Origin of the sequence: Desulfonatronospira thiodismutans ASO3-1, assembly GCF_000174435.1 — a bacterium.
In the GTDB taxonomy this organism is placed as follows: Bacteria; Desulfobacterota; Desulfovibrionia; order Desulfovibrionales; family Desulfonatronovibrionaceae; genus Desulfonatronospira; species Desulfonatronospira thiodismutans.
On the sequence record NZ_ACJN02000003.1, the window covers coordinates 972,978 to 998,612 of the forward strand.

Here is a 25,635-nt window from a genome sequence, read left to right on the forward strand (position 1 = left end):
CCCAATTCCTGAATTCCCCAATCCCTCAATTCCCAATTCCCAATCCCAGAATCCCAGAATCCCCTTATTGACAAATCCTCCATACTGTGATTCAGGTGAATTCACTTCAGGGGAGTAGTCGCTTCGCTCACACGGGCGGAGGCGTGCGTCAACATCATCGGCTGCGGTAAAGCCGTGGCGTACGCAGCCCTTTTTGGCCTGACGAGACCTGCGGCACTGAATTTTGATTTCTGGGCCTGCCCCAGAATCCAACCCGGCCGGGCAATGAATTCAGTGTCTCTGGTTCTCGAAAACTGCCGCCCGGCCCTGGACCGCCTCTATGGAAGCCTTCCTTGCATCATTATTCGCCGTAGGTATAGCCGAGGTGGGAGACCGCTCCCTTTTCCTGGCCATTTTGCTGGGAGTTCAGTTCAAACGTCCATGGCCCGTTTTCTGGGGCATGGTTGTTGGACTTTTTACCAACCAGGCCTTGTCCGCGCTTCTTGGAGTCTGGCTGTTCAGCATAATAAGCCCGGAATGGCAGGGCTGGATTGTTGGAACTGTTTTTCTGGTCATGGCTATCTGGGTGCTTATCCCGGAAGATGACAAAAACTTTAAGCAGCGTTCCACAGGGAGTATTTTTCTGGCCTCAGCCCTGGCCTTTTTCCTTCTGGAGATGGCGGACAAGACCCAGCTGGCCGTAATCACCCTGGCCGGGGCGTTTGAAACCTTCTGGCCTGTGGTGGCAGGGGCAACCCTGGGTATTCTTGCAGTCACTACCCCGGCCCTTTGGCTTGGATCCCGTTTTGCTGCCAGGCTGCCCATGAAATTCATCAAAATATCCGCCTGCAGCCTTTTTCTTTTGATTGGATGCTGGGTTCTTCTGGATACTGCAGGCCTTTTGCCCCAAAACAGTTTTTTCCAGCCGGCAAATTTTTTTGAGGACCTGCAGTAAAATATGCAGCATTGCAGGTTCCAGGCAAAACAGCTGCTCTTGAGGTATATATGACATTCAAGGACAACCCGGCCCTGGCCGTTATCGATATGCAAAACGATGTAGTTTTGCCCGGTTCACCCTGTCATGTCCCCGGTGCCATGGAAACCATCCCGGCCATCCGCAACCTTGCCGAACACTTCAGAAACAATAAGTGGCCGGTGATATATGTTGTCAGGGGCCACCGCCAGGACGCCAGCGACCTCGAGTACACCCGGTTGCAGCTCTTTATGGACAAGGGGGGCATCTGTGTAACCGGGACAAAGGGCGCTGAGATTGTGGATGGACTGGAAGTAAAGCCCCAGGACTACATCCTGGTAAAAAAGCGCTTCAGTGCCTTTTTATTCACCGAATTCGACCTGTTGCTGCGCCGCCTGAACATTAAGACCCTGGCCATAGCCGGCACCCAGTATCCCAACTGCATCCGTTCCACTGCCGTTGACGCCCTGGCCAGGGACTACCGGGTGGTTGTGGTCACAGATGCCTGCTCTGCCAGTTCCAGGCGCATAGCCGACAACAACATAGAAGACATGCAGAATATGGGCATAGAATGCCTGTCCCTGGGCCAGGTGGTGCAGTAGATTTTATGTGACCATTCAGGGCATGCTTGGTGTTGACTAAGGGCATAAGGCCAGGGGGACTGTCCCGCACTTATTTTTCCAACGCCAACAGGTGAAAATGGTTCATCAAAAAATAAGTGCGGGACTGTCCCCCTGGCCGGCACCTGCCCCCTGAATGGTTACGATTTTATTCCGGTCATTTAAGCAGGGACCGGGAGGTCCAGACAACTGAAGCATTATACACACTGGCTGCTTCCTCCTGTTTTAGCCCCAGTTCCTGACAGCCGGTGAACACATCATCCCAGTAGCCCTTTTCCATGCACTTGACCAGCCTGATCCAGGGGAAAAAAGGTGTGTCGCTTGTTGCCAGAGCTTTTTTCACTTCTTCCTGAAGGGGCAGATCCTGAAGAATATCTTCCATTGGCTGACCCAGCAGGGCATCCAGCAGAGAAAAAAGACCCAGCAGAAACATGGTATGCGGTTGAAACGGAGGCTCGGGATGACTGTCTGACAATAACTCCAGAAACTTCCCCCTCTGGGCAGCCAGCCTGGAAGTCTCCTGGCCGGTAGCGGTGGTGCTCAAGTCTGACAGGATGACCACTTTCAGCCACTGGGAAACCTGTAATATCCCCAGAAGATTCACTGCATGCTCAATGGAACTGATCCTGCTTCTAAAACCGAAAAAAGCTGAATTGATATACCGGAGCAGGCGGTAGCTAAGGGCCGCATCTTCCTGGATAATCCTGGCTATCTGTTTTGGCTCCACCTCCTCCTGTGACAGCTTCTTGAACAACTCCAGCCTGGAACTCTGATTGGGTGTCAGTTTGCATCCGGACATAAGCTGAGGCGAGCAGAAGAAAAAACCCTGAAACAGGTTAAAGCCCATCTGCTTGCAATACTGGTAGATTTTGACGTGTTCTATCTTTTCCGCCAGCATGCGCACCTTTTTTTCCGAGAGGTACTCTACGATTTTCTTGATTTCTTTTGGATGCATCTTGAGGATGTCCACCTTGACTACATCGGCCAGCTCGATAAGTTCTTCATACCCCTGCTGCCCGAAGAAATCGTCCAGAGCCAGCCTGTATCCTCTCTTTTTCAGATCCAGGCAGGCCTCAATGACCTCAGGGTCCGGGCGGACTGTCTCCAGGATTTCCACCACGCACTGATCCGCCGGCAGGGCCAAAGCACTTCTTTCAAGCAGCAGGGGCTGGGGAAAATTGATGTATACAGGCTTTGGCCTGCCCATGGCTGAAGCAGCCAGGTCAAAGCCGTAGGATATAACATCCAGGGTGGCCTGAACAGGATCGACAACATTTGCTGACTGCTGCATCTGCCCGTCCCTGAAGAGCAGTTCATACCCATGCACCCGGTCATTACGAGTAAAGATGGGCTGTCTGGCCACAAAAACAGGATGGTGCTGCAGTACTTCCACACTCTCTCCAGTTCGGCTGTACCTGTTTACCTATCAAGTTCGAAAAAGCCGGCATAAATAAACCCGACCTAACTCTCTTTGGTAAGCTTCTTGAGAAACGCCTCAGCCTGTGCAAATCCCGGTTGCAGCTCTATTGCCCTTTCCAGGCGATTTACTGCACGTCTGAAATTACCATTGTAATAATCCGAAACAGCGGCATTGAACAACAGTCCGGGGTTGTCCGGGTCTTTTTTCAGGGCCACCGCATAAAGCTCCACAGCCCGGGCCATTTCGCCCTTTTTTCTCAGGGCAACTGCGTAGTTGTTCAGGACATCAGAACTCAGGCAATTAATGAGAAGAGACCCGAAACTTGCTTCCGCTTCCCGGCAAAGATCGTGTTTTAAATATATGTCCCAGGTCCTTGTCTTTATCCAGTCCTCTTCCGGAGCGATATTCATAGCTCTTTGAAAGCTTTCCCTGGCTTTCATGTTGTCCTCCAGATACAACAAGGTATCGCCCAGGCATAAAAAATAGTCCGCATTACGTGGCTGTATTTCCAGGGCCCTGTTAAGGCTGGCTCTGGCCTCTTGCCAGTTTTGTTCTTCTTTTTCCAGCTCGGCTTTTAGAAACCAGGCCTTTCCCAGGAGATGATTGATGCTCAGGGCCTGCTCCACAACAGCCCTGGCCCGCTTGATTTCTCCTGCCTGAAAATACACACTGGCCATCTCAAAATAGATTCGCGACCTCATGGAAGGCAGTTCTTCCAGCAATCCTGTCAACCTGGTTACAGCCCGGCTGAAATCTTTTCGGGAACAGTCCTTTTTTACTCCCTTGAGCACAGTGGAGAGTTTCTGGCGCGGGTTGCCAGAGCCCAGGGAATCCACTTTTTCCGCGAACACATCAATGCTTAAGGGCTTGATCATGTATTCGGTGACTCCAAGATCTGAAGCCTCGGCCACATCTTCGGATTCACTTTTTGATGTCAAAAAAATAAAGGGAAGGTCCTCCCACCTGGATTCAGAGCGCATGCTGCGCAAGAGATCAACCCCGTTCATACGGGGCATTTTCCAGTCTGAGATAACCAGTTGAATATCTTGACTCTTCTCGAGTACTTCCAGGGCTTCTTTCCCGTCTGCTGCTTCCCTGGTATTTTTGTACCCCAGAACACGCAGGCAGTTGATTACTGTTTCCCGTGAGGGTTGGATGTCATCAACCACCAGAATAGTCTTTTCTTTGTCCAGCATGTGATCCTCAATCAGGTGAATACATGGTCACGCAGAAAATGCTGCCCCCGCCAGGAGCATCTTCTACCCAGATATGCCCTTCAAGCATTGTTGCTATACGGTTGCAGATAAACAGTCCGATCCCGGTGCCCTGAATGTTTTTGTCCCGCTCCGCCCGGGTAAACCGGTCGAAAACCTTATTCTTGAGATCATCCGGGACCCCCGGACCATTATCCTGAACGCCTATCTTTACCAGTCGGTTGTATTTGTCTGCTGATCTCCGGCTCTCCAGCACTTCCCACCAGACCTTTACAAGCCCGCCTTCAGGGGTATATTTTACAGCATTGGAAATGAGGTTGCCCAGCAGGTGAGACAAAAGCATATTGTCAGCTACTACTTTTATATCCTGGGCTTGATCCAGGGTGAGGGCAAGACTTTTCGACGCAAGAGTAGACCAGGCCTCCTGGACAACCTGCTGTACAACAGGCAGAAGGTCTACGGGTGCAAGCCTTCCCTTGTTTTCTTCGCTCCACTGATCCAGACGCGCAACCTCCAGAAACTCGTTGATCATTTCAAAGAGTTTTGACGCTCCGTTACGGGCGGTCTGGACAACATGGTCCTGATTCTGATTCACTCCCATGTATTTTAAAAGATCCAGGTTGGAAATCACCGCTGACAACGGGCTCTTGAAATCATGGACAACCATCTGCACCAGCTCGGAACGCTCGGTATGAGCTATCAAGAGTTCTCTTTGCTTTAACTCCAGCTCTCTCACAAGGGCCTTGTAACGCTCTTTTTCCTCGCGAATTTTGTCCATGAGGCAGGAATTTTCTACCAGCGGGGAAATCCAGGAAGCGTATTCCTGGACCATCTGAAAGTCCTGGGAGGTGAATGGGGAATCATTGTCCCGGTCGGAACAGTTGATTACACCGATGGTATTGTTTTGTGACCCCTGAAGAGGGACGCAGAGAAGAGAAGTGGTTCTGTAGGACGAGGACCTGCCGTTTCTAGGCTTGAACATATCGCTTTTGCTTATGTCTTCAATCATCAACGGCACGGAATTGTAAAAAACATACCCGGAAATTGAGCCGGGATTAATATCCTGGACAATGCCAATTATATTGTGATTGGTGCTGGCTTCCACCCGCAGACTTTCCTGTTCTGAACTTTTAAGCATGATGGATCCTTTGCTGGCCTTGATTCTCTTGAGAATAAAATCAAGACTCTTGTCCAGCCTCTCATTCAGAGGGACAGTAATGTCAGTAAGAAGCCGCACGGCACTTCTGATTGCTGCAGCTTCAATATCTTCTTGCGGGGACCCTCTACAGTTATTCATAGTTCCAGCTCACCCTGATTTTTAGATTCTGGACTGTTCTTCTGACGGGATTTACTGATTAAACAAGAGGTTAGGATCTGTCACGATATAAGTGTTATATTCAGACATTTCCAGGCAGTTCTTAGCACTACAGCGAAACTTATTTATTGACCTCCGGGGACTGTCCCGCACCTACTTGGGAATAATTTCATGAAATTGCTGGAACTTGCTGAGAAATCAAGTAGGTGCGGGACTGTCCCCAGTTTAGACAGGTTGAAAAATTTTATAAGTTTCGCTGTAGTGTTAGCGAAATATTTCTTATGGATTATTGCCTTGGAAGCTGACCCTGATCATTTGCTGGCATCTTCAATGGTGCTGGCTCCCAGTCCGCAAGGGTGACACGCTATTAACCCATTCGAGTTAATTATAAGTTTGACTTCTATTTAAATGTAACCTAGGATTTATTTTAGATCAAACCATTTTTTCAAAAAACCCTTCAATGTAGGTTTGCACCAAAATAAAACTTCGTATTCCCCAGATACATATTGAAAAAATGCAAGCAGCAGGGCGTATTCGAGAAGATTTAAGCACAGCAAGGCAAAGAAATAAAGAAAAGGAAATCTTATGGTAGACAGCATTTCCGGCATGGGAGCCTTTCAGAGCTTCGGGCTGCGCCAGCAGGCAAGCGCCCACAACGTGGCCAACGTAAACACCAGGGGTTTTGAGCCAAGCCGGGTCGTTCTGGAGGAAGCCCCGGAGCACCAGGGTGTCAGGCCCCTGAGCGTGGAAAAGGTCCGGGATCAGGCCCTGGAGCATGCCCGGGAGATGCAGGAAGATGAAGCAGCCAGGGTTCAGGAACAGGCTTTAAGGCCCAGCAACACCGATCTTATTTCCGAGCTGGTCGTGATGCAGCAAAACGAAGCAGCTTACGCCGCCAGCGCCGCCGCCACACGCACCCAGAGCGATATGCTGGGCCATGTAATGGACATGAAGGCTTAGCAGGCTTTCAGGTCTTGCGGTATTTATCAGGACAGACCCAGTCCTTTTCTTTTGCTGGTGATGCGCTCGTCAATCATTTCAGCAGCCTTGAAAGGATCCGGCTCAATGCCGAAGCTTGCTCCCACCAGGCTCTCCAGGCCGGACAGGGCAAGGTTGGTCACTGTTTCAGAACCGGTGATATTTGGCGGATGCCCCAGATGGGTAAAGATGCCTGAGGCCACGCAATAAGTCCCTATGGCTGCCGCCTTTTCCGAATACCATTCCGGCGAGGAACCAGCCAGGGGCAGATCAGAAATGTCCACTCCCAGCTCATTGGCCAGGATTCCGGCGAGCTGAAGTATCCGGGCGTTATCCACACAGCTGCCCATGTGCAGTACAGGCGGCACTCCCAGAGCCTTACATATTTCATGCAGGCCGGCCCCGGCCTCATCTGCAGCCTCAGGCATCAGCAGCCCGGCCTTGCCCACCGCACTGGTTACACACCCGGTAACCAGCACCAGGATATCTCGCTTTATAAGCTCTTTGGCCAGGTTGACGTTGCCGTAATCCTGCCTGTACTTGGGATTGTTGCATCCCACGATTGCCGCCGCGCCCCTGATTTTACCCGCTTTTATAGCCTCAATGAGCGGCCCCGGGGTTCCGCCCAGGGCTTCAAGAATGGCCTCGTTGGAAAACCCGGTGATCATTTCCATGGGCCCCTGAGGTATCTCCACCCTGGAACTGTCTCGCCTGGAAAATCCCTCTACAGCCGTCTGCACCAGCTTGCGGGCCTGGTGGGAGGCATTGTGCATATCAAAGGGCACATGCTCGGCCCCTGTAAACCTGGCTTTGTCCGCGGTGGTGACCATTTTGGTATGATAACAGTTGCCTGCAGTCACCAGGCTGGGCATGATGCACTGATAATCCACCACGATAAGCTCCACCGCCCCGGTTACAATGGCCAGCTCAGTCATGAGATGATTGCCGGCCAGGGGAATCCCCTGGCGCATCATGAGCTCGTTGCCGGTGCAGCACAGCCCTGCCAGGTTGATGCCTTTGGCTCCTTTTTCCCGGGCCAGGCTGATCATTTCCGGATCATTGACCGCTTCCAGAACTTTCTCAGAAACAATGGGGTTGTGACCATGCACCAGGATATTGACCATGTCCTCCTGGATGACCCCCAGATTCACCTTACTTTTACCGGGCTTCGGGGTACCGAAAAGAATATCCGAGATCTCTGTGGCGATCATGGAACCCGCCCACCCGTCGGCCAGGCAGGTACGCGCGCTGTGCAGCATGAGATTGGGGGCGTCGTTGTCGCAGCCCATGTGGGTGCGGTGCATCATCTCGGCAATCTCCCGGTCCACACCCCTGGGTGTTATGCCCAGTTCATTCCAGAGCTTTTTTCGTTTTTCCGGCACCCGGACCAAAAAAGACACCTCATGCTGCCTGCTGCCGAAGTCGGCAAAAAAAAGATCGCTTAGCTCTAAAGCCACCTCAGAAACGCCTTTGCCCTCAACAGCAATACCCAGCTCACGGGCAATGCGCAAAAGCTTGGCTTCATCCTTGATGCTGTAATCCGTGGACTTGCCCAGGGCCACGGAATGCAGGGCTTCGATGCAGTCCCGGCCGTGATCCGAGTGACCTGCGGAACCTCCGGCAACAAAACGGCCGAAATTCCGGGCCACTATGACATCAGCGTCCGCCCCGCACACTCCCAGGGGGGCGTTTTTTCTGATCTGACACGGTCCCATGGTACAGTTGCGGCAGGTAAGGCCTGTCTGGCAGAACTTACAGTGCGGAGTCTGCTGTTCCAGACGGTCCCAGGCGGTCTCGACACCGTCCTTTTCAGCCTTGTCAAGCATCCTGGCAGCATCCGGCCAAAGGGTCTTTTCCTCAATGCTCTTTTTTTTCTTGGGCATGGTTTCCTCCAGTTATGTTTTTAAGAAAAAGTAAAAATACTCTGATAGCGTAACGGTTCTTTCCTGCGTCTAATGGATGCAGCCATTCAGGAGATGCCAGCAATCATCATCAACAGAAGCCTTCAGGCTTACGCCCCAACAGTGAGCGGCAAAGTCGCCCGCCTGTCCCGTGAAACACCCAGCACTCACTTAAATAATTTCGGTTTCATCACAAGCAATCAAATGAAAAAGTGAGTGCTGGGTCAGCGTAGCTGGTTTCACTGGGATGTGCAGCCCACGGCTGCCCGTGCCAAAAAAATCTTCTTAGGCACGGGAAGCCTGCAGGCTTCACACAGGTGCTTTGCACACACGGTTTTAAAAAATAAAGAGCCCCAGAAAGACTTTACCGGCACCGGCCTGTCAGGCAGGAAACTTTGCATGGTTCCTGCCCCCTGAAGGGATACTAATGAATCAAACAGCCACTTTTAGATACAATAATTGTTACTACAACACTCAGGACAGGTCAAATTCACCAGGCATCCCCTGAATGGTTACGCCCTTCTGAAGACAGGCAAACTTGACAGACAAAAGTTTATGGTCAAAATGAATCCACTCCCTGCATGGGCTGTCGTCTTCTGTAACCATTCAGGGGCTCCTCGGTGTTGATTACTGGCACAAGGCCTGGGGACTGTCCCTCGCTGTGTAGGTCTGTGCAGGATCACAGAATTTTGCGCTTTAATTTTGGTAATTGTGAAGGCAAGGTGTCGCGGGGACTGTCCCCAGGCCGATTCCGGCACCCCCCCTGAATGGTTACCGTCTTCTGACGGCAAAAGAATTAAAAAATGCCTGTAACTGCAGGATAAAATACAAACAAGGAATCCCATCAGACATGGACTGGAAAGAAAAGCTTTCGTTCGACCAAGGGCACATCTGGCATCCGTACACTTCACTCATTGATCCTCTAACGGTATATCCTGTGGAATCGGCCAGTGGTGTACGCATAAGGCTTACCACCGGCCTGGAGCTCATTGACGGCATGTCCTCCTGGTGGGCTGTGATCCACGGCTACAACCACCCAGAGCTCAATAAGGCCCTGGCCGGGCAGTCACAGAAGACTTCTCACGTCATGTTCGGCGGTCTTACCCATGAACCGGCCATAGACCTGGCCCGGGAACTTGTCCGCATCACTCCGGAAGGGCTGGACAAAGTATTTTTCTGTGATTCAGGCTCTGTATCCGTGGAGGTGGCCCTGAAAATGGCTCTGCAGTACTGGCAGGCCAGGGGGGATACGTCCAGGAAGAGATTCTTGGCCTTGAGATGCGGCTACCACGGGGATACCTTCGGGGCCATGTCCGTCTGCGATCCCTTTAACGGAATGCACAGCCTGTATTCCGGCTTTCTGCCTGAAAATCTTTTTGCCCCGGCCCCAAAATCCGGTTTTGACGGACCTTGCACCCCCGAGGACCTGCAGGCCGTGGAAGAGATCATGGCCTCACATCACCAGGAACTGGCCGCGTTCATCCTGGAACCTGTAGTCCAGGGAGCCGGGGGAATGCGCATGTATTCTCCGCAATATCTGGCCCGGGTTCGAGAACTCTGCCGCAAATACCAGGTGCTTTTAATCGCCGATGAAATCGCCACAGGCTTTGGGCGTACAGGCAGACTTTTCGCCTGCGAACACGCCGGCATCACCCCGGACATAATCTGCCTGGGCAAGGCCCTCACCGGGGGCTACATGAGCATGGCCGCCACCCTTTGCACCACGCATATCGCCGAAACCATCTGCAGGGGCGATCCAGGCGTTTTCATGCACGGCCCGACCTTTATGGCCAACCCCCTGGCCTGCAGCGTTTCCCTGGCCAGCATCCGCCTGCTGCAGGAAAGCGGCTGGCAGGAAAAGACCGCCCGCATCCAGGAGCAGATGCAGCGCGAACTGATTACGGCAGGCAATATTCCCGGAGTACGCCAGGCAAGAGTGCTGGGGGCCATTGGTGTCCTGGAGCTGGACCGGCAGGTCCCTGTAGGCGACATCCAGCAGATGTTCGTCCAGGATGGGGTATGGATCAGGCCTTTTATGAATCTCATTTACATCATGCCCCCGTATATCATAGAGTCCGGGGACCTGAGCAGATTGACCTCAGCCATGCTCAAGGCTGCCAGACACATTGGATCTTGACTGCTGCCTGTCCATGGCTGTAATATTTAGAAAAACTGTAACTGCCTGAAACCTTTTTCTCATTAACAAGAGGTAATACCGTGGAAAAGAAAAACTGGATAAACAAACTTGATGATCTGGAAGAAGATCAGCCTAAAGAAAACAGCAACCCCAGGCGCAAACAGTTCGGGATGGGCCGTCCTCCGGACAACCTGATTTCCTACATTGCCGGCGGAGCGGGCATTGCCCTGGTTATTATCCTGGTGGTCATATTCGCCAGGGGCGGAGATGACGTGTCTTCTCAAGAACTACAGGAAATCTCTTCAAAGCTGCAAAATTTAGAAGAACGTATGCAAATCCTGGAAGAACAGGCTGAAGAAAGGCAGGTGGCCTTTACCGATATCTGGGAAACCTCCCGGGATTTAAATCGCAGACTTGAAGACCAGCGGGAAAACATTGACGACATGCGCCAGCAACTGGCCGCACTGGAAGAAGATCCTCCAGTCAGGCCTGACCCTGAGCCGGTGCAGCCACCGGAACCGGCAGAAAGGCCTGAGCCCGAAGCTGACGAGGAGTATGTCTATCATGAGGTGCAGGCCGGAGAGAACCTTTTTCGCATCAGCCTTGAGTACGACATTTCTGTTGACGAGATACGCGAACTAAATGACCTTGGTCCTGACGACCCCATTCAGCCCGGCCAGAAAATCAGGGTCAGCCAGTAGGTCGAAGTCATTTGCTTTTCCCGCGGTGTTTTTTTGTAACCGGCACTGATACCGGAGTGGGCAAGACTGTCATCAGCGCCCTGCTGGCTGCCGGGCTTGAGGCTTATTACTGGAAGCCGGTGCAAAGCGGATCAGACCAGGGCCTGGACAGCCAGCAGGTTGCCCTGTGGGCAGGGCTTGACCGGGTAAAAATCATCCCCGAGGCCTACACACTAAGGCAGCCCCTTTCGCCCCACCTTGCTGCAGAGCGGGATGGTGTTTTTATCGACCCCCAAAGACTGCACATACCTGATGCACAAGGCACTCTCGTCATCGAAGGTGCCGGCGGGATTATGGTTCCCCTGAATAATGACCTGCTCATCTTGGACTGGGTCCGGTCTCTGGCTGTTCCGGTGCTCATAGTCGCCCCCAACAGACTGGGGGTGATTAACCATACCCTGTTGACCATAAACGCCCTGGGCTGTTACGGCGTGAAGATTCTGGGGGTTATTTTAAACGGCGAGCCCAATATGGACCATGTTCAGGCCATCGAATATTTCGGCAGAACACCGGTCCTGGCTCAGGTGCAGACCATGCCGGAAATCACTCCACAGCTGCTTAAATCAAAATTTGCGGAATACTTTGGATAAAATATGCAGTACTTCCTGGACCTGGCCCTGAAAACAGCCCAGGGCAACATGCTTGCAGACTCGGAGCAGAAAACACTCCTTGAACTGCCCTATGAGGAAACACACAGACTTTTCCCCGGGGCCGAGCTCTTACGACGCAACTTCTGCGCAAATAAAATCAGGGTCTGCGCCATAACCAATGCCAAGTCCGGCAAATGCTCCGAGGATTGTGCCTTTTGCGCCCAGTCAGCCCACCACAACACCAGTATAAACAGCTATCCCCTGAAAAACCCGGGACAGATGAGCCTTGAAGGACGCAACATGTCTGCCCAGGGGGTGAACCGGTTTTCCCTGGTCACCTCAGGCAAGGGGCTTGAGGCAGAAGAGGTGCAACAGGTCTGTCGGGTGACAAGAGAGCTTGCATCTCAGGGCATAAGCCCCTGCGCCTCCCTTGGAGTGCTGAAGCAACAAGAACTCCAGGAACTAAAAGATGCCGGCCTGACCCGCTATCATCACAACCTGGAAACCGCTCCTGGATTCTTCCCCAGCATCTGCACCACTCACGACTACTCCCAGAGAACTGAAACGGTGCGCCTGGCCAGACAGACCGGGCTGTCTGTCTGCAGCGGAGCTGTATTCGGCCTGGGGGAGAGTGACGCACACGTCCTGGAACTGGCTCTGACTCTAAGAGAGCTTGATGTGGACGCAGTGCCGGTAAATTTCCTGGTTCCCATACCCGGCACACCACTGGAAAATAATGACCAGTTAACTCCCCTGCGGTGCCTCAAAATCATCTGCATGCTGCGTTACATGCTCCCCAGGCATGAAATCATCGTCTGCGGCGGAAGGCTGGAAAACCTGGGAGAACTCCACCCCCTGATCTTCATGGCCGGGGCCAGCGGGCTAATGACAGGCAATTATCTTACCCGTCAGGGCAGAGGAGTTGCAGAGGATATGCAGATGATCACGGACATGGGTCTGGAACCCGCCTGACAACCTCTCACTGACTCATTTCTTTTGCCCCCGGATATAAAGCACCCGGTAATCCACAGGGATCCGGCCGCCTTCACCATATGTTTCCAGGTACATGCGGCAGAAATTTCGATAACACTGCCTGCCGAACACCGGCCTCCTGCCAGTGTACCCGGCCCCGGTGCCCTTGTGGCTCTTTAAAAATCCCTGCACTGAATCATAATAGACTGTATAGTTTTCAACCCGGGACGTATATTCTGTCCCGGATCTGGCCATGGCAGCCATACATTCCCGGACCCGGGGCAGAGGATAGACTGAGCCAAAGCCCGACATGGAGCTTATATGTTTCATTTGCCGGAAAGTTCCGGCCACAAAAAAAGACAGGGAGAAAAATCCGCCCGGGCACAAGAGCCTTAAGCTGCGGGCAATACTTTGCCCCCCTCCTGCATACCACTGCATCACCGAGGAACTTACGAGCAGATCAAGTGATCCCTCCCTCAAGGGCGGAGTCTCCCCATCCCCCTGAACAGGGACAACACTGTCCCGGGGCAAAAGCCCCAGCATGGAAAAAGAAACATCCATGGCCAGATATATACCGGCCCGGATTCTTTCCAGGCAGTGCCGGGTAAGAAGCCCCCCTCCGGCTCCTATTTCCAGGACCCTGGGGTAGTATCCCCGGGGTATGTTCCCGGCGCATTGCCCGGCCGCCTCCTCCTGGATCACGGCCTCTTCCAGGTATGTATCTGCAGCCCGGTCAAAATATTTTTGTACCTGTCTGCTCATGGATAATTTGCCATATTCTTTCTTCAGCAATAAAATGTCCGCCGGGAGTATAAACCGGTCTTCCCTGGCCCAGGGCCGCATGCACCTCGAGTAAAGCCTGCCTGGGAACAATTTTATCCTGGTTTGCGTGGATAAGGGTTGCAGGAAATTTCATTTCCCGGTGTTGGACGTGTTCAGGTCCTGGCTGCATAAGGTATTCAAGTCCCCTTGCAAGTCCTTCTACATCACCACGCCTGACCCGGGGTGCAGATTTTATCCCGCATCTGCGCCAGAACCAGCGCACAGTGGTTTCAGGATTTTTGCCCAGACCATTTAACATGTCCTGAATGCCGTTAACCGGGGTGTGCCGGGTAAAATCCAGAAAGGGAGCTATCAGAACCAGATGTCTGGTACTTATTGATCCAAGGCATTGCAGACACAGGCTGGCCCCCAGGGACCAGGCCAGGACAATATCCCATGCATGGGAGCGCAGAAGTTTTTTTATGTCGCTCTGACTGTGAGAGACGAAAGGAAGGACAAAAAAAGAATGGGTGCCGAGATGCGGGAAAAGCTCAGGATATCCGGCCCAGCCCGAGATGAAAAGTACCCTTTTTGCCATGGGTTCTGGTTAAAGATGGTCCAGTGGAACATGGGCATGCAGAAAGCCAGGCAGAAAATCACTCCCCGAGCATGCCCATAAGGGTGTTGACCACTCCTGCGGAGATAAAGGAAAGATTGTCCGCCAGCCCCCTGGTGTCCTGGGTTTCAATGCTCTGAAGCTGGGCTGCCGATCCGGTGGGCATGGGCATGGCAAACTCCGAGGAGTTCAGGGGCGCAGCCAGGAGAAACAGGTATATGACGGTAATGCAGATGATTTTTTTCATATCTTACCACAGGTTATGTTGTATGACTAAACTTGGCAACTGCTAAACAAAATTGCAAAAAAAATCAAGCTCTTTTTTGCCTGATTTATTTTTTTGTCAACTATTGCTATTTACTCGTTACGCAACAAGCTGCTTAAAAAAGCTTAACTTCTTACCCGGAGGACCAGCAGATTGACCAGATGGATTAGACCTTCCACCAGAGCTTTTTTTACCGAGGCGTCCCGGGATGCGGATGACTCTCTTTCTTCCAGGCTGCACGGATATATATACGGCCGCTGGCCGTATTTTTATATTTCCCTGGCCACGGGCAGGCACCCTTTGTCCGGGCCTGCCGGCAAAGTTCTCCGTTCTGTCCGGGTGCTTCTGCGCGCCAATGACTCACGGGCCAGGGCCAGAGCCAGAATAAAATTCGCCCACGGCTATCACGGTAAAGTCTTGCCTGTCCAGGAGGCCAAAAGACTGGTACAGATCAACAAAAGCGTGGACCTGGGAAATCTGGAACAGGTCATTCCCTACGACCGGGCCAGGCGCATCGTACTTAAAAACCCAGGGCACATAGTGGCCCTTAAGTGCCCCTGCAGGGCCTCCAGTCCGCATCCCTGCGAGCCTTTGCAGGTCTGTCTCATAATAGGCGAGCCCTTTGCAGGCTTCATCCTGGAGCACCATCCCGGCAAGGCCCGAAGAATCACCTCTGATGAGGCCTGCCGGATACTGGAGCAGGAACACGCCAGGGGACACGTGCAGCATGCCTTTTTCAAGGATGCCATGCTGGGCAGGTTCTACGCCATCTGCAACTGCTGCTCCTGCTGCTGCGGGGCCATGCAGGCGCACAGAAACGGTGTGCCCATGCTGGCCTCATCAGGTTACGCAGCAGATGCGGACCAGGAGCTGTGCATCAAGTGCGGCGAATGCGCCCAGGCATGTCCTTTTCAAGCCATCGCCATGTCCAGGGAAGGCCCCGTGGTCTCACAGGACCTGTGCATGGGCTGCGGAGTGTGCGTGAGCAGGTGTCCCGTGCAGGGACTTAAACTCAAACGACAAAAGGACAAAAGCCCGCCCCTGGAGGTGAACAGCCTGCTACATGGCCGCCCATAACATACAGGAAACCACAACTTCAGTTCAATCATTTCCTAAACCGCCGTCTCCTGGAACGAAGCATGGTCACCACAAGATTCAGGCACAGGACTGTGGCCACAGCGTATCCCAGAGTGCCCAGCAGAGGGTGCCCCCACAGCATGGGGCCTGTATCCGCGACAAAAATCATGCTCGCCCCCAGAAAAAGGGCCGCGGCAATTATGCCCGCCACCAGCCTGTTGACCACTGTTTCCATGGTGGTCTGCATGCCTTCCAGGTTTTCATGCCGAAAGCGGATGGCCAGTTGTCCCTGGTCCAGCTTGCTGATGATATCCATGGCCTGCCTGGGCAGCTGGTACTGAAACCTGAGCAGGTATCTGAAGTTTTTGTACAGTCCCTTGAGCAGATTGTCCGGCTTGAAGCGCTCCTTACCTATACTGCGCAGAATGGGTTCGGCCTCCCCCACTACATCCAGGTCCGGGTAGAGCATCTTGGCCGTCTGCTCAGCGGTTATCAGGGACTTGATCATTATGGAAAGATCCGATGTCAGCACCCTGCCGTGCTCCCGCAGGGCAGTGGTCAACTCCATCAAAAGCCGGCCCAGGTTGATCTCCTTAAGCGGCATGCGGGTGAAGTGGCTGACGATTTCCAGCACCTCCCCCTGCAGGGCATCCATATTGATGTTTTCCGTGCCCGAGGTAAAGTTGAGCAGAAGCTCGGTAACCTCGTCCACATCGTTTTCCACTATAGCCGCGATGAGGTCTATGAGATCATGGCGCACCTTGGGGGTGAGTCTGCCCACCATGCCCCAGTCCAGGATGATCAGGTTTTCCTCGTCGTCCACAAGGATGTTGCCTGGATGGGGATCGGCATGAAAAAAACCCTGGCCCAGCACCTGGCGCAGGGTGAAGTGCAAAGCGCTTTTTGCCAGTTCTTCCCTGCCTGTAAGCCCGGCAATATCTACGTTCTTCATCTGCGTGCCCTTGCAAAGCTCCATGACCAGCACCTGCGAGGTGCTTAGCTCCGGAAATGTATCCGGAACCCTGAGCCTTTGCTCATTCTTCATCTGAGCCGCAGCCACCTGCATATTGCGCAGCTCGTAGGTGAAGTTGAGTTCGGAAAAAATGAGCTTCTTGATACGCCGCACCAGTTGCGGCAGGTTGTAGACTTTGAAATACTCCATACGCCCGTCCAGCTGCACAGCGATTTTCTCCAGTATCTCCAGATCATTTTTAATGGTCTCTTCAATGCCCGGACGCTGAACCTTCAGGGCCACTTCCCGGCCGTTTTCTCTTAGCCGGGCCCGGTGCACCTGGGCCATGGAGGCTGCAGCCAGGGGCAAAGGATCTATTTCCGAAAAGATATCATCCAGAGGTGCTGCGTAGTTTTTTTCCAGGACCTTTTTTATGTCCTCAAAGTCTTCGGCATGCACATCATCCTGCAGTTTGCTGAGCTCCTTCATCAGCCCTTCGGGAACGATATCCGCCCGCTGGGAAAGGATCTGGCCAAGCTTTATAAACGTAGGTCCAAGCTCCTCCAGTATCTTGCGCACCCGCTCCCAGGTGTGCAGGTCCTCATGCTTTGGCTTGACTTTCTTCAGATACTTGAGCCCCGGTATCTCCAGGCGCTCCACTATGTCGTGGAACCCGTATTTTGCCAGGGTGGTGATAATCTCCCGGAAACGTCCAAGATGTGCAATTGATCTGATGTCCATACAACTCTCCTTAATAATTTTTTTGCAGGTCTTGCCCGGATGGCGACAATGGTTTATAATACTGACTGATCTCACAGCAGTATAGCTGTGCAGATATTGGTCATTCATGCGGATTATCAATCAAACCATCAACTTATGACGGAGGAAAGTCATGCCCGAAACTGGAGAAATCTACAAGTGCGAAATCTGCGGCAATGTTGTTGAAGTCAAGGAAGCCGGAGGCGGCGAACTGGTCTGTTGCGGCCAGCCCATGGTCAAACAGTAATACAGACAGCATAAAACCGGCACAAAAAAACGGCCGCATCCTGGATATGCTCTCCAGAATGCGGCCGCTTACTTATTTTTGGCTTTAAAATCTGCCGCGGGCCACCCCGCAACCTCAATCCCTCAACCCCACAATCCCTGAATCCCTAAATCCCTGAATTCAAAATTCACAAATTATGCCTTTTCCACCTTTACAAAATGTTCCTGCAGGGCCACTGCACCTCCGGCAGGATCCCAGATGTCCAGGCCGCCTTTCATGAGCCGGTGGTCGGCAACTCCCTTGTTTCTGGCCCTGGTTTCCGCCGGGACGTCACTTCCGAAGCCGTGGACCATGAATACCGCGTCCGGATGCATAAATTCCGTCACATAAGCCTTGATCTTGCCTGAATAACCGTTGGAGCCGCTGACCTTGACTAAGTCATTGTTGCTTATGCCCATTTCCGCGGCTTTTTTGTCGTTGATCCAGAGTTCGTTCTCGGGCATCTGCTCATGCAGGATTGGATTATTCTGGGTATGACCCTGGGTATGTACGCCGCAGCGACCGAAGGTGATCCTGAACCAGCCCTTCTTGGGAGCCTGTTTGTCCTCATACGGCTTAAGAGAAGGAATGCCTGCCTCTTCCCATTTGGGGGCGATTATTTCAATTTTTCCCGAGGCGGTCTTGAACTTGAACTGCTCCCTGGGAAAATAGATGGGCTTGTCAGTTAGAGATACCATGCCGGTGGCCTTGAAGTCCTCAGGTTTTACCCCGGTATCCGCAAGCTGGTAGCGCCAGATGTCTTCGATGGATTCAAAAGCCAGCTTATCCAGACCCATTTTCTGGGACAGGCCGCAGAGTATCTCCCAGTCGGCCCGGGTGTCGTACTTGGGCGGCAGTGCCCTGTGGCGCACAAAGAAATGCGGCTTAAGGCCGTTTTTAGCGGCTATGATGCTTTCGCGCTCCAGATATGGAGACAAGGGCAGGACCACGTCGGAATTCCAGGCCGTGGCTGACCAGGAGAAAGTAACCGATACCATGAGGTCCAGGTTGTCCGTAATCTTCTTCAGGGCCTCGGGGTCGGGAAAGGCCATGAATGGATCGTGCCGGTAAGCTATGTAGGCCTTTACCGGATATGGATCCTGCTTTTCTATGGCCTGAAAGCCCAAATGCAAAAGCCCTGGACCCGGATCAAAATGTCCATACCTGGTGCCTACCCCGTCAGCCCGCTCATCTTCGGGCTTGGGATAAAGGGATGCCAGGGCCTTGAGGCCCTTGCTGCCGCAGTCCCCGGGTTTGGCCATGAAGGGCAGGCCGCCCTTGACCCCGATGCTGCCAAGCAATGCATTGATAATATATATGGTCCTGGAGACATAGAAAGAATCGGTATATCTTGCGGTATTCCAGCCGGGATGCCAGACTACGGAAGGCATGGCCTTGACCAGGTCCACCACAAAGTCGCGGATCTCCCTGGCCTTGATGCCTGTCTTTTTCTCGGCCCATTCCGGAGTATAGTCCTGGACAAAATTGCGCAGCTGATCAAAATCCTGCACAAAGCTGTGCACATAGTCTGCATCATAAAGGTTCTTGTTGATGAGCTCGTTGATGACAGCCAGATTAAAGGCATAATCTGTTCCGGGCCTGATCATGAGAAAACGGTCCGCCTTGCCCGCGGTCTTGGTGGCCCGCACATCTATGACCGTGACCTTGCAGCCGTTGTCCACGGCATCCAGAAGGTCGTTGACTTCTTTTACATTGATTGCTTCCAGGATATTGCGTGTTTGCAGCACAACATGTTTTGCGTTTTTAAGATCATAAGCCACCCCCTTGCGGCCGTAACCCATGACCGACATGGCCGCGTGCTGCACATTGCGAGCGCAGGAAGCGTCGTGGTTGCTGTAGTTGGGCGAACCAAGACCGCGTACGAATGCCTGATGCAGATCACGGAAAGGCCCTCCCCGGTCTGACCACAATAAAGAGCGCCCGCCATGCTCCTGAATTATCCCCCCAAGCTTGTCCGCCACATAATCCAGTGCTTCATCCCAGGATGCCTTGCGCCACTGTCCTTCTCCGCGCTTGCCCGTACGGATCAGGGGGTGACGGATGCGGTCCGGATCGTTGATAAGCCCGGCACCTGCTCCGCCGCGGGCACACAGGGCGCCCTTGAGGGCAGAGTGGGGATTGCCCTGTATGAACTTGAGCTGGTCCCCATGCACTTCCACTTCTATGGGGCACCTGACCGTACACATGCCGCATACACTGTAAACTTTGTTGTCAGTCATATTATCCTCCAAGCTTTTTATTGTCAGTAGCAAACACCAGGATTTATGACAAGCAAAAAAGTATTTCGAGAAAAAAAACACATTCTCTCCCATCCAGAACAGCACCAAAGCCTGATGACAGGTAAAACAACAGCTGATATGGATAAGCATATCCGTAAAAAATGATGTCTAAATAGATATTTTAAATTACAAAACTCATGTGATTATTCAGAACACGCAGCTTGTACTTTTCAGGACATGCAGACTTGCAAGAAAACTGTTTTACAAAGAAAATGTAATGAGTTATACTGCAAGAACAATATTCCTACACAATAAGTATGTTTTTCCTCTGAGGGTACAGGAAGATACTGCATTACATCTGATGATGCACTGCCTTCTGGTACCGCCTGCTAACCTGACAACAATGATGGAAGCCATGTTTTTCAGCACTATCAGAAAAACTATCAAAGGACTGTGGAGCCTGGGCGTAGGACTCAAGGTCACGTCTGTCAATTTTTTCCGTCCTCCCGTTACTGTTCATTATCCGCGGCAGGTTGTACCTTCCCTGGAAGGATACCGAGGCCATGTGGAACTGGTTCCATCCGCGGAAGACCCGGGGGCCTCCAGATGCATCGGCTGCGGTGCATGCGTCAGAATCTGCCCCGGGGCCTGCATTTCCATCAAGGTCTCTCACAAAAGACCTCACCTTGCTCCAAAAAAGACCGGCAAGCCTCCTGACCATGACCAGGGGCATTTTCTCATTCCCATGCCCAAAGCCAGGGCCCTGCCGGGGATTGCCAGGCGCAGCCCCACATCTTTCAAGCTGAACTACAACTACTGCAGCCTGTGCGGTCTGTGTGTGGAGACCTGTCCAGCCGGGGCACTGGCCTTCTCCAGCAACATCTATCTTGCCGGATACACCCGCAACGAATTCAAATACGACCTGCTGGCCAGGCTCGAGTACAGGGCCAGGGATAAAAGCAGGCCGGCTGAAGGAAGCAGAGTTCAGGACAATGGCCGTGATAACCATTCAGGGGGTCTTCGGTGTTTATAACTGGCACTAGGCCGGGGACTGTCCCCGCTAAGTACTAACTGTGCAGATTCACAAAACTTCGCGTCTGTAATTTTGGTATTTGTGCGGGAAAGGTGTCGCGGGGACTGTCCCCGGGCCGGTTTAGGCATCCCCCTGAATGGTTACTGGCCGTGAATAAAGGCAATGGTAGACATAATTCATGTGAACATGATCATTAATTACCTGACACAGGATAAATCAGACACACTCCAGGAAGACATGCAAAAAATAAAAATACAGTTATACAAGATAATTGCAAAAAAATCTCCAAAAAAAGATTGTTATTTTCAGCACACTGTTGCCATGTGCAAGCATCTGAACCTATCAGTGACACGAGAATGTTAAAAGCTATTTAACATTAAATCCGGATAAAAAGATATGCATTTTCAAAAATACGCAACAGCTTTTACCAGACCCTGCAGGAAGCTTCAAACTCAATCTCAACCTTAATTATTTCACTTATGTTGCTATCAGTTTGTCATTTTATACGTACACCACAGTCTACCCCCCTCCCTGGTTAAGGAGAGGCCGGGGTGGTTCGTTATAAAAGCGCTTACAGGCGGGCATCCGGGATGCTTAAAGATACAATTTCAATCAGGCCATACTTAAGGAGGTCAAGACATGAGCAGCTATCTCATCAAGATCAACGGTAAAAGGTGCATCAGCTGCAAAGCCTGCGAAGTGCACTGCAAAGCCAAAAACAGGGTTCCCGAGGGAGCCAGGCTGGGCCAGCTGGTGACCATCGGCCCGGTCAAGAGAAAGGAAAAGCCCAGGTATCTGAATCTTTTTCTGCCCTGTTTTCACTGTGAAACCCCCTGGTGCGTGCATGCCTGCCCCACAGGTGCTTTGTACAAGCGGGACAAGGACGGCATAGTCATGGTCCAGGAGGAACTTTGCGTGGGCTGCAAGGCCTGCATAATGTCCTGTCCCTGGGATATTCCGCAGTGGGACGAGACCAATGGGCGAATCATGAAGTGCGACTACTGCAGCGACCGCATAGACCGGGGAGAGAAACCGGCCTGTGTTACAGCCTGTACTGCCCACGCCCTGAGCTTCATTGATCCCAACCAGGCTTCGGCCAGAACCAGGGAGAGCTTTGCAAGTCGTGTTCTGTTATCCAGACAGGACAAAAAATAAGTATTTTCCAATCTATTACTTTTAGGAGGGACCCATGCACAAAAAATTTTTCCTTGCCTGCCTTTTTTCACTGGCCCTGTTTCTGGCTCTGCAGGGCATGGCTTTTGCGGATGTAGATGTTGAGGAAATCATCGAAGATCCTCATCTCCTGGAAGAAGCCATCCAGAGTGCCCACGAATCAGGACATCTGGACAAAGACGACCCGGAAGGGTATCTGGGCATACCCGGTGCGCCGCAGATCAATCTGTTTATCGCCTTTATCTGGGCCATCGTGGTTGGCTGGATTTTTTCCACAGTCGGAGCTTTTGGCGGAATTGCCGCAGGCATAGGTCACATATCCATCTATGGACTGGGGGCCTATGCAGACAAGTTCGAAGGTAAATCTGCAGCCATAAATACCGCTGTTACAGACTCCATCCGGGTATCCAACCAGTTTATGGTGGGCTTCAGCGCCCTGGTCTCCACCCTCAACTACTGGAAGCTGGGCCGGCTGGTTATTCCGGTGGGCATTGCCCTGGCCATAGGCTCCATCCTGGGCAGCTATCTGGTGCCCACCCTGACCGCCGGGCGTATCTCCTTCGAAGACTACATCTCTCTCTTCGGCATCTTTGTTCTGGCCCTGGGCTGCTGGATGTTCTACCAGACCACCCCCAGGGGACAGAAAAGCAAGAAAAAGGCCAAAGAAGCAGCCCAGGCCTTTGAAGAAACCATGAAACGCAAGAGAAGCGGCGAAGCCATTGACACTTCCGAGCTCGGGGTGAAAATGACCTCCTTTAACCCCAAAAAGATCAGTTTTGCCTTTTATGGGGTGGAATTCTCTTTTAACCCCCTGTTCCCCATACTGGGCGGCTTTGTCATCGCAGCCATTGCCGCATTTCTGGGTGTGGGCGGTGGCTTCATGCTGGTGCCCTTTATCACTGCCGTGGCCGGACTGCCCATGTACCTGGCCGCAGGGACTTCGGCCCTGGCCGTGCTCGTGGGCATGATCACCGCTATCCTGAGCTACCTGGCTGCAGGCGTGCTGGTTCACTGGTCTCTTATCGGGACTCAGCTGGTGGGCATATTCATCGGCTCCATGATAGGACCGCGCACTTCGCAGTATATTCCGGAAAAGGTCCTCACCAGGATATTCATCGTCCTGGCCTTTTACGTGGGCATCAACTACATCATCATGGGCATCACCGGCACCCAGATCCATGAATTCCTGGCCGGTGCCGGCTGATTGACCAGGCCCTAAACCTGCAGTCTAAAGTGACTTGACAATCCAGGGCGGCTTTAACCGGGTTAAAGCCGCCCTGCTTGCTTTTTGCCGCTGCTTCTGCGATAGTTTTTCAAACAACGGATACCTTATGAACTGGTGGGATCACTTGATAATCATGCTGGACCTGGTGCTCATCGCCCCCTACAGGTGGTTTGAAAACCCGGTCAACGGCTTCTTCTTCGGCACTTTTGTCCTCTGCCTTTGGTGTGTGTTCGCCGGGGAAATAACTTTCCGCATCGGATCCTGGATCAACCGCAACCATATCCGACGGTTCCGGTCCAACATGGTCAGAATGCACAACCTCTCGGTCAAGGCGCTTCTGCTCAAGGACAAGGAAAACTACCGGGCTTGCAACAAGGAAGCCAACGAGGCCTTTGGCAAATACTTCTTCAATATGCTCACCATGGGGGCAGCCGTTCTATGGCCGGTCCCCTTTGCCCTGGGCTGGATGAATACCCGGTTCGGCCACATCGAGTTTGCACTGCTTTTCCCTCTGCCTGTTCTGGGCCAGAGCGTGGGCTTTGCCGCGGTTCTCATCCCCATGTATATCCTGTGCCGCATATTCTGGGCGCAAATCAAAAAGAAAATGCCGGATACACCGGCTGAGCCCGGTCTAAAGCCCGGTGAAACAGGGCAGGAAGAAATGATAAGTATGCACGAAGTGGAAAAAGAGGGCAGGATACCCGAAAGATTCTGGGACAGCAGCAAATCATAAACAGCAAATCAATAGTTACAACAGGGGAGACAAGAATGCGTATCGGCGGTTATGAGTTCGAAGAATTTCTGGAGGTGGTTCGAAATTTTCACGGCAGCCCGGCCCCGGGTATAATAGTAGGCGGGATCATGGTGGATATGGCCAGGGATGCCCTGCCCCCGGACACCATCTTTGACGCCGTGGTGGAAACCCCCAAGTGCCTGCCCGATGCGGTTCAGCTCCTGACTTTATGCACAGTGGGCAACAGCTGGCTGAAAATAGTCAACCTGGGACGCTACGCCCTGACCTTCTACGACAAGTATACAGGACAGGGGGTGCGGGTATTCGTGGATCCTGTAAAACTTGAGAAATGGGACGAAATAAAAGGCTGGATTCTGAAACTCAAGCCCAAACAGGAACAGGATTTTGAACGGCTCATGCATCAGATAAGAACTGCCGGCCGGGACATACTTACCGCCAGGCCCATGCAGGTGGACATGGATCAGCTTACCCGCAAAAAAATGTCCAGCATTGCAGTCTGCCCCATATGCAATGAGCCATATCCTGCAGATGACGGCGCGGCCTGCAGGGGATGCCACGGGGACAGCCCCTATATATCAGAAGGCGAGGATATGCAGGAGCCGGAACTGGAGCAGGTGTCCGTACATGAGGCCGTGGGGCAGAAGGCCGCGCACGATATGACCGGCATAGAGCCCGGCAAATCCAAGGGCGTGGTCATCAAACGCGGACAGGAAATAAATTTCTCTGATATCTGCCGCCTGCAGCAGATCGGCAGGCAGAACCTCTACACCGAAGCTGCGCCCAGCGATAAGGACTGGGTACATGAGGACGAGGCAGCCGAAAGTTTTGCCCGGGCCATGGCCGGTGAAGGAGTGGAGCTTGGCCTGCCTCCCAGAGAAGGCCGGGTCAATCTCAAGGCGGGCCGGGACGGCCTGCTTGTGGCCCAGAAAGACAATCTTCTGGCTTTCAACCTGGTGCCCCAGGTCATGTGCGCCAGCCGTCAGAGCTATATGCTGGTGAAAAAAGGTTCTGTCATCGCAGGTACCAGGGCCATACCCCTGTACCTTCCCAGATCTAACTTCAATAAGGCCATGCAGGTACTGAACCAGGGGCCGCTTTTCAAAGTCCTGCCGCTTATGCAAAAAAAGGTGGGGCTGCTCATCACCGGGACAGAGGTTTTCGAGGGTATTATCCAGGACCGCTTCGAGCCCATCATAAAGGACAAGGTGCAAAAACTTGGCTCGGAGGTAAACAGGTCTATAATCTGCCCAGATGACAAAGAAGAGATAAAATCCTGCCTTACCCGGCTTCTGGATTCCGGCTGCGATATGATCATAACCACGGCCGGACTTTCTGTTGACCCTGACGATGTCACCCGCAAAGCCATTCAGGAGGCAGGGGCCAGTGAAATGCTCTACGGAGCCCCCATCCTGCCCGGAGCCATGACCATGCTCTGCTGGATTGATTCTGTACCGGTCATTGGAGTGCCGGCCTGTGCACTTTATTTCAAGACCACCAGCTTTGATCTGCTGCTGCCGAGGCTTCTGGCCGGCTTAAAAATAACCCGTCTGGACCTGGCCCAGATGGCGGACGGATCCCTGTGCCTGGCCTGCAAGTCCTGCACATATCCCAAGTGTCCCTTTGGGAAGTAGTTGTTGCCTGTTGATAGTTAATGGTTAATAGTTATTTGTTATCC

General features: G+C 52.6%; 23 protein-coding genes and 1 pseudogene. 14 read left to right on the forward strand and 10 right to left on the reverse strand.

Annotated elements, in window-relative coordinates; genetic code table 11:
• Window positions 1-319: 319 nt before the first annotated feature.
• Together DTHIO_RS16430 and DTHIO_RS16435 are read left to right on the forward strand one after the other, a co-directional pair.
• Entirely contained in the window at window positions 320-934 is a 615-nt protein-coding gene (locus tag DTHIO_RS16430; protein ID WP_008871387.1) for a TMEM165/GDT1 family protein, read from the forward strand.
• Between the two features lie 50 nt (window positions 935-984).
• Complete coding sequence (locus DTHIO_RS16435; RefSeq protein ID WP_008871388.1) at window positions 985-1,554, forward strand: cysteine hydrolase family protein; 570 nt, start codon at window positions 985-987, stop codon at window positions 1,552-1,554.
• 175 nt (window positions 1,555-1,729) lie between these two features.
• Here the strand turns inward: DTHIO_RS16435 and DTHIO_RS16440 are convergent, their stop codons facing one another.
• The 3 genes from DTHIO_RS16440 to DTHIO_RS16450 all read right to left on the reverse strand — a co-directional run bounded on the left by DTHIO_RS16440 (window position 1,730) and on the right by DTHIO_RS16450 (window position 5,503).
• Window positions 1,730-2,965 (reverse strand): EAL and HDOD domain-containing protein, encoded by a 1,236-nt coding sequence (locus DTHIO_RS16440; protein ID WP_008871389.1) that lies wholly within the window; start codon window positions 2,963-2,965, stop codon window positions 1,730-1,732.
• Between the two features lie 68 nt (window positions 2,966-3,033).
• Window positions 3,034-4,188, reverse strand: a complete 1,155-nt coding sequence (locus tag DTHIO_RS20085) for a response regulator (RefSeq protein WP_008871390.1) — start codon at window positions 4,186-4,188, stop codon at window positions 3,034-3,036.
• Window positions 4,189-4,195: 7 nt separating this feature from the next.
• Window positions 4,196-5,503 carry a GAF domain-containing sensor histidine kinase gene (locus DTHIO_RS16450; RefSeq protein WP_008871391.1) on the reverse strand — a complete coding sequence of 436 codons (1,308 nt, stop codon included), beginning with the start codon at window positions 5,501-5,503 and terminating at the stop codon, window positions 4,196-4,198.
• A 603-nt stretch (window positions 5,504-6,106) separates the two neighbouring features.
• On the opposite strand from DTHIO_RS16450, the gene DTHIO_RS16455 reads away from it, so the two are divergent.
• Entirely contained in the window at window positions 6,107-6,481 is a 375-nt protein-coding gene (locus DTHIO_RS16455) for a flagellar basal body rod C-terminal domain-containing protein (protein WP_008871392.1), read from the forward strand.
• A 26-nt stretch (window positions 6,482-6,507) separates the two neighbouring features.
• Here DTHIO_RS16455 and cooS read toward each other — a convergent pair whose 3' ends face one another.
• Window positions 6,508-8,382: an anaerobic carbon-monoxide dehydrogenase catalytic subunit gene (gene cooS, locus DTHIO_RS16460; protein WP_008871393.1), complete on the reverse strand. Its 1,875-nt coding sequence runs from the start codon at window positions 8,380-8,382 to the stop codon at window positions 6,508-6,510.
• A gap of 492 nt (window positions 8,383-8,874) precedes the next feature.
• Window positions 8,875-9,006, reverse strand: a complete 132-nt coding sequence (locus DTHIO_RS22750) for a hypothetical protein (protein WP_008871394.1) — start codon at window positions 9,004-9,006, stop codon at window positions 8,875-8,877.
• A 244-nt stretch (window positions 9,007-9,250) separates the two neighbouring features.
• Between DTHIO_RS22750 and bioA the strand changes: the two genes are divergently transcribed.
• The 4 genes from bioA to bioB all read left to right on the forward strand — a co-directional run bounded on the left by bioA (window position 9,251) and on the right by bioB (window position 12,839).
• Window positions 9,251-10,537 carry an adenosylmethionine--8-amino-7-oxononanoate transaminase gene (gene bioA, locus DTHIO_RS16470; protein WP_008871395.1) on the forward strand — a complete coding sequence of 429 codons (1,287 nt, stop codon included), beginning with the start codon at window positions 9,251-9,253 and terminating at the stop codon, window positions 10,535-10,537.
• Between the two features lie 80 nt (window positions 10,538-10,617).
• The gene (locus DTHIO_RS16475) at window positions 10,618-11,238 is read left to right on the forward strand and encodes a LysM peptidoglycan-binding domain-containing protein (RefSeq protein ID WP_008871396.1); all 621 of its coding nucleotides are present in this window, start codon (window positions 10,618-10,620) and stop codon (window positions 11,236-11,238) included.
• An 11-nt stretch (window positions 11,239-11,249) separates the two neighbouring features.
• Window positions 11,250-11,867, forward strand: coding sequence for a dethiobiotin synthase (bioD, locus tag DTHIO_RS16480; protein ID WP_008871397.1), 618 nt, complete (start codon window positions 11,250-11,252; stop codon window positions 11,865-11,867).
• A gap of 3 nt (window positions 11,868-11,870) precedes the next feature.
• A complete protein-coding gene (bioB, locus tag DTHIO_RS16485) occupies window positions 11,871-12,839 on the forward strand; it encodes a biotin synthase BioB (protein ID WP_008871398.1) in 969 nt (322 codons plus the stop codon).
• A gap of 15 nt (window positions 12,840-12,854) precedes the next feature.
• On the opposite strand, the gene DTHIO_RS16490 is transcribed toward bioB, so the two are convergent.
• The 3 genes from DTHIO_RS16490 to DTHIO_RS16500 are packed head-to-tail and all read right to left on the reverse strand — an operon-like array spanning window position 12,855 to window position 14,464.
• A complete protein-coding gene (locus DTHIO_RS16490) occupies window positions 12,855-13,601 on the reverse strand; it encodes a class I SAM-dependent methyltransferase (protein WP_008871399.1) in 747 nt (248 codons plus the stop codon).
• Complete coding sequence (locus tag DTHIO_RS16495; protein ID WP_008871400.1) at window positions 13,573-14,199, reverse strand: alpha/beta hydrolase family protein; 627 nt, start codon at window positions 14,197-14,199, stop codon at window positions 13,573-13,575. The genes DTHIO_RS16490 and DTHIO_RS16495 overlap by 29 nt, the downstream gene beginning before the upstream one ends.
• 58 nt (window positions 14,200-14,257) lie before the next feature.
• Entirely contained in the window at window positions 14,258-14,464 is a 207-nt protein-coding gene (locus DTHIO_RS16500) for a hypothetical protein (RefSeq protein ID WP_008871401.1), read from the reverse strand.
• A 171-nt stretch (window positions 14,465-14,635) separates the two neighbouring features.
• On the opposite strand from DTHIO_RS16500, the gene DTHIO_RS16505 reads away from it, so the two are divergent.
• Entirely contained in the window at window positions 14,636-15,559 is a 924-nt protein-coding gene (locus tag DTHIO_RS16505) for a 4Fe-4S binding protein (protein WP_008871402.1), read from the forward strand.
• Between the two features lie 28 nt (window positions 15,560-15,587).
• On the opposite strand, the gene DTHIO_RS16510 is transcribed toward DTHIO_RS16505, so the two are convergent.
• Window positions 15,588-17,252 (reverse strand): ABC1 kinase family protein, encoded by a 1,665-nt coding sequence (locus tag DTHIO_RS16510; protein WP_008871403.1) that lies wholly within the window; start codon window positions 17,250-17,252, stop codon window positions 15,588-15,590.
• Between the two features lie 151 nt (window positions 17,253-17,403).
• Here DTHIO_RS16510 and DTHIO_RS16515 point away from each other — a divergent pair.
• Window positions 17,404-17,505, forward strand: a pseudogene (locus DTHIO_RS16515) (desulfoferrodoxin FeS4 iron-binding domain-containing protein); the annotation flags it as partial.
• Window positions 17,506-17,690: 185 nt separating this feature from the next.
• Here DTHIO_RS16515 and DTHIO_RS16520 read toward each other — a convergent pair.
• Window positions 17,691-19,775 carry a molybdopterin-dependent oxidoreductase gene (locus DTHIO_RS16520; protein WP_008871405.1) on the reverse strand — a complete coding sequence of 695 codons (2,085 nt, stop codon included), beginning with the start codon at window positions 19,773-19,775 and terminating at the stop codon, window positions 17,691-17,693.
• A 403-nt stretch (window positions 19,776-20,178) separates the two neighbouring features.
• On the opposite strand from DTHIO_RS16520, the gene DTHIO_RS16525 reads away from it, so the two are divergent.
• The 5 genes from DTHIO_RS16525 (at window position 20,179) to DTHIO_RS16550 (ending at window position 25,591) form a co-directional block, all read left to right on the forward strand.
• Window positions 20,179-20,808 (forward strand): 4Fe-4S binding protein, encoded by a 630-nt coding sequence (locus tag DTHIO_RS16525; RefSeq protein WP_161598696.1) that lies wholly within the window; start codon window positions 20,179-20,181, stop codon window positions 20,806-20,808.
• Window positions 20,809-21,447: 639 nt separating this feature from the next.
• Window positions 21,448-21,963: a 4Fe-4S dicluster domain-containing protein gene (locus DTHIO_RS16535; RefSeq protein WP_008871407.1), complete on the forward strand. Its 516-nt coding sequence runs from the start codon at window positions 21,448-21,450 to the stop codon at window positions 21,961-21,963.
• Window positions 21,964-21,997: 34 nt separating this feature from the next.
• Window positions 21,998-23,185: a sulfite exporter TauE/SafE family protein gene (locus DTHIO_RS16540; protein WP_008871408.1), complete on the forward strand. Its 1,188-nt coding sequence runs from the start codon at window positions 21,998-22,000 to the stop codon at window positions 23,183-23,185.
• Window positions 23,186-23,312: 127 nt separating this feature from the next.
• On the forward strand, window positions 23,313-23,939 hold the full coding sequence (locus tag DTHIO_RS16545) for a hypothetical protein (RefSeq protein WP_008871409.1): 627 nt from the start codon (window positions 23,313-23,315) through the stop codon (window positions 23,937-23,939).
• Window positions 23,940-23,974: 35 nt separating this feature from the next.
• Complete coding sequence (locus DTHIO_RS16550; protein ID WP_008871410.1) at window positions 23,975-25,591, forward strand: FmdE family protein; 1,617 nt, start codon at window positions 23,975-23,977, stop codon at window positions 25,589-25,591.
• Window positions 25,592-25,635: the final 44 nt, after the last annotated feature.

Bases quoted from the DNA above. Each gene is read 5' to 3' on its own strand.
- DTHIO_RS16510 (WP_008871403.1), bottom strand. From the start codon at position 17,252: ATGGACATCAGATCAATTGCACATCTTGGACGTTTCCGGGAGATTATC.
- DTHIO_RS16450 (WP_008871391.1), bottom strand. From the start codon at position 5,503: ATGAATAACTGTAGAGGGTCCCCGCAAGAAGATATTGAAGCTGCAGCA.
- DTHIO_RS16545 (WP_008871409.1), top strand. From the start codon at position 23,313: ATGAACTGGTGGGATCACTTGATAATCATGCTGGACCTGGTGCTCATC.
- DTHIO_RS16435 (WP_008871388.1), top strand. From the start codon at position 985: ATGACATTCAAGGACAACCCGGCCCTGGCCGTTATCGATATGCAAAAC.
- bioB (WP_008871398.1), top strand. From the start codon at position 11,871: ATGCAGTACTTCCTGGACCTGGCCCTGAAAACAGCCCAGGGCAACATG.
- DTHIO_RS16490 (WP_008871399.1), bottom strand. From the start codon at position 13,601: ATGAGCAGACAGGTACAAAAATATTTTGACCGGGCTGCAGATACATAC.
- DTHIO_RS16495 (WP_008871400.1), bottom strand. From the start codon at position 14,199: ATGGCAAAAAGGGTACTTTTCATCTCGGGCTGGGCCGGATATCCTGAG.
- DTHIO_RS16455 (WP_008871392.1), top strand. From the start codon at position 6,107: ATGGTAGACAGCATTTCCGGCATGGGAGCCTTTCAGAGCTTCGGGCTG.
- DTHIO_RS16525 (WP_161598696.1), top strand. From the start codon at position 20,179: ATGATGGAAGCCATGTTTTTCAGCACTATCAGAAAAACTATCAAAGGA.
- DTHIO_RS16500 (WP_008871401.1), bottom strand. From the start codon at position 14,464: ATGAAAAAAATCATCTGCATTACCGTCATATACCTGTTTCTCCTGGCT.
- bioA (WP_008871395.1), top strand. From the start codon at position 9,251: ATGGACTGGAAAGAAAAGCTTTCGTTCGACCAAGGGCACATCTGGCAT.
- cooS (WP_008871393.1), bottom strand. From the start codon at position 8,382: ATGCCCAAGAAAAAAAAGAGCATTGAGGAAAAGACCCTTTGGCCGGAT.
- DTHIO_RS16535 (WP_008871407.1), top strand. From the start codon at position 21,448: ATGAGCAGCTATCTCATCAAGATCAACGGTAAAAGGTGCATCAGCTGC.
- DTHIO_RS16430 (WP_008871387.1), top strand. From the start codon at position 320: ATGGAAGCCTTCCTTGCATCATTATTCGCCGTAGGTATAGCCGAGGTG.
- DTHIO_RS16540 (WP_008871408.1), top strand. From the start codon at position 21,998: ATGCACAAAAAATTTTTCCTTGCCTGCCTTTTTTCACTGGCCCTGTTT.
- DTHIO_RS20085 (WP_008871390.1), bottom strand. From the start codon at position 4,188: ATGCTGGACAAAGAAAAGACTATTCTGGTGGTTGATGACATCCAACCC.
- DTHIO_RS22750 (WP_008871394.1), bottom strand. From the start codon at position 9,006: ATGGTTACAGAAGACGACAGCCCATGCAGGGAGTGGATTCATTTTGAC.
- DTHIO_RS16550 (WP_008871410.1), top strand. From the start codon at position 23,975: ATGCGTATCGGCGGTTATGAGTTCGAAGAATTTCTGGAGGTGGTTCGA.
- DTHIO_RS16520 (WP_008871405.1), bottom strand. From the start codon at position 19,775: ATGACTGACAACAAAGTTTACAGTGTATGCGGCATGTGTACGGTCAGG.